Annotated in this window: 3 protein-coding genes; 1 reads left to right on the plus strand and 2 read right to left on the minus strand. The window is 54.3% G+C overall.

Going from position 1 to position 2,323, the window contains the following annotated elements:
- Nucleotides 1–242: 242 nt before the first annotated feature.
- A complete protein-coding gene (locus C446_RS11805; RefSeq protein WP_006673339.1) occupies nt 243–506 on the minus strand; it encodes a hypothetical protein in 264 nt (87 codons plus the stop codon).
- 731 nt (nt 507–1,237) lie between these two features.
- Here C446_RS11805 and C446_RS11810 point away from each other — a divergent pair.
- On the plus strand, nt 1,238–2,059 hold the full coding sequence (locus C446_RS11810; protein WP_160162970.1) for a DUF7827 domain-containing protein: 822 nt from the start codon (nt 1,238–1,240) through the stop codon (nt 2,057–2,059).
- A 31-nt stretch (nt 2,060–2,090) separates the two neighbouring features.
- On the opposite strand, the gene C446_RS11815 is transcribed toward C446_RS11810, so the two are convergent.
- Nucleotides 2,091–2,300 (minus strand): transposase, encoded by a 210-nt coding sequence (locus C446_RS11815; protein ID WP_239639500.1) that lies wholly within the window; start codon nt 2,298–2,300, stop codon nt 2,091–2,093.
- Nucleotides 2,301–2,323 lie beyond the last annotated feature (23 nt).

Here is a 2,323-nt window from a genome sequence, read left to right on the forward strand (position 1 = left end):
CCCCTGCCAGTCATACACCAACCATCGCTCCCGTCCGAGGCGTTTACCCATTCGGCGTACTCTGGATCGGACAGTAGCCGACGGTAGCCGGTCCCTCTTCGTTACTCCGATACCGTTTACTGTCAGTCATTTTTGGTGCAACCGTCACTCGGACGGCAGTTGCTCCGGCACATCGGGACAGGAAGCCGCATGAGAAAACACAACACAGAAGAACTCGGATACGCCACGGCGTGCTCTCGACGTTACCGCAGTTCGCCTTCGACTAGTTCGATAGCTTTGGACACCCAACCAGGCAACTGACGAGTCGGCGGGTCGCGATCGACACACCGACCGTTCTCGTCGAACTCGAGAATCCACTCGTCTTCCCCGCGCTCGAGTGTGACCGTTCGGCCGCCGTCTTCCTCGTAGACCAGTTCGAGCGTCGCCCGGGCGGGTTCTCCCGGCGGAACGTCCATCTCGAGGTCGCTCTCGAGGTCGATGTCGATTCGACGGTTGGTCGTCGACATGATACCTAAAAGTGGAGAGAGAACTTGCTTAAATGTCCCGTGACAGTCTGAATAGATGATAAAAGGGAATTGCGAACCTTTCAGCAGTTGTTTGGCTCCTTCGTGAGAGTCTCTTTCACCATAGACGCCGCTTTCTACAAGTGAAACAGGCCGAGTATTTCAGGGTCGTACGAAAATCAAAGATCGGCGTGATGACGAGAGATGAAGTCTCTCGATCCACTTGACTCCGAGGTGGTTCACGAAGCGGTCACGGAACAATTCGCAGCTGAGTTCCAGTCGAAGGGTACTGAGATTATCGACGCCCTGTAGCTACTATCGTTTCCGGTCCTTCCCAACTGTAGCCGCCAACCGGAAAGACGGGAAATCAGTTTCGCCGGCTTCGAACGGTCTCGAGTGCGTATCAGGGGGACAACATTCACTAACCGGAACTACACAGGACGGCTGTGGGCGCTGAAAGGGTCTAACACTCCGGACAGCGCACGCACTCCTGGTTGACTCGTCCCCGGTTTGGTTTCCTCACCCAATAGTTGAATCAGAAAACTTATCACCAGTTCTGAAAGTACTGCCAGATACTCCAATCCGGAGTGTACGGGCCAGAACGTGAGGAACCCTAGGACGATAGATCAGTAGTTCCCACCAGTGACGGCTCTCGAAGCAACTAAACAGAAATAATACACAGAATGACGGATCAACAATCAACTCGAAAAAAGAGACGCGTAGTACTTCTGGCAATGACACTGTGTCTCTCGGCTGTCGTCGTATCTACAGCGTTTGTGGGTGCAGCGACGGCAGTAGACGGTAATGCATACGACGGCGACCCAGTTTTTGTCGACGGCTCGGTCGTCCTCCAGACCACCGGTCCCGCAGGCGGTGACAGTGTCGACAATCTCGAAACCGGTGAGTACGAGTTCGAAAGCGGTGTCGTAGGTTCCATGGCTGCTAACAACCCCTCGGTCCAGGAAACTGACGAAGGGACAAGCTACTATTTCGATGAGATCGATCGGATCTCCGAAGGTGAAATTGCCAATATAACTATTGGGTTCGAAGAGGCTAGCAAAGCAGCACTCGTCCTCGGAGATGAGGACCATGGCTACGTAACGCAGGTCGAGGTCGACCTCTCGGAAGCCAGTGACAACGAGGCTGTGCTCCAGTTTAACGCACACGAAGCTGCCACCGATGAATACGCCTGGTCGGCTTACGATGAAAAGAACGTGAGCATTGACAACGTCAGCGTCATAGATAACGAGATCGGTGACGACCCACTTCCGGCTCACAGTTGGGATCTGTCGATCGGAGAGAGCTTCGAATCCGAATACGAACTCGAGGAAGAGTTCGATCGTAGCGTCCTCGTAGTCGAGGATCACGAAGGTACCAGCGACGTCGAGAACCACGCCGAATCAAACGATAGCAGTCCCGACAGCAACACCAGTATCGATGATGACAGCGACACTGAAATCGACGGCGACGAAGACGGGATTCCTGGCTTCGGCAGCGCTGTCGCGGTCGTCGCGCTGTTTACCACCGCACTGCTGGTTCTCCGCAGTCAACAGTAATCGCCTGAACCACCCTCCGAACTCATAGTGATTAAGTCGAATCCTTACCGATAAGATACGGCCAAATGTTTGGTTCGCTGATCGCGTTCACTCCTCGTAAGATGTAGTCTTTCAGCGACGAGGGATCAGGCACGAGCCGATACTTGAACCACTCTTGCAGCTGGTCCCAACACCCTTCGACGGCGTTTAACTCGGGAAGCTTCGACGGGAAGTACCATACTTCGAGATCGTCCCCGCGCACGCACGAGACCGAACTGTCTCCGA

This window comes from Halobiforma nitratireducens JCM 10879 (genome assembly GCF_000337895.1).
Lineage (GTDB): Archaea > Halobacteriota > Halobacteria > Halobacteriales > Natrialbaceae > Natronobacterium > Natronobacterium nitratireducens.

Coding starts and splice junctions, on each gene's coding strand:
- C446_RS11805 (WP_006673339.1), bottom strand. CDS start 506: ATGTCGACGACCAACCGTCGAATCGACATCGACCTCGAGAGCGACCTC.
- C446_RS11810 (WP_160162970.1), top strand. CDS start 1,238: ATGACACTGTGTCTCTCGGCTGTCGTCGTATCTACAGCGTTTGTGGGT.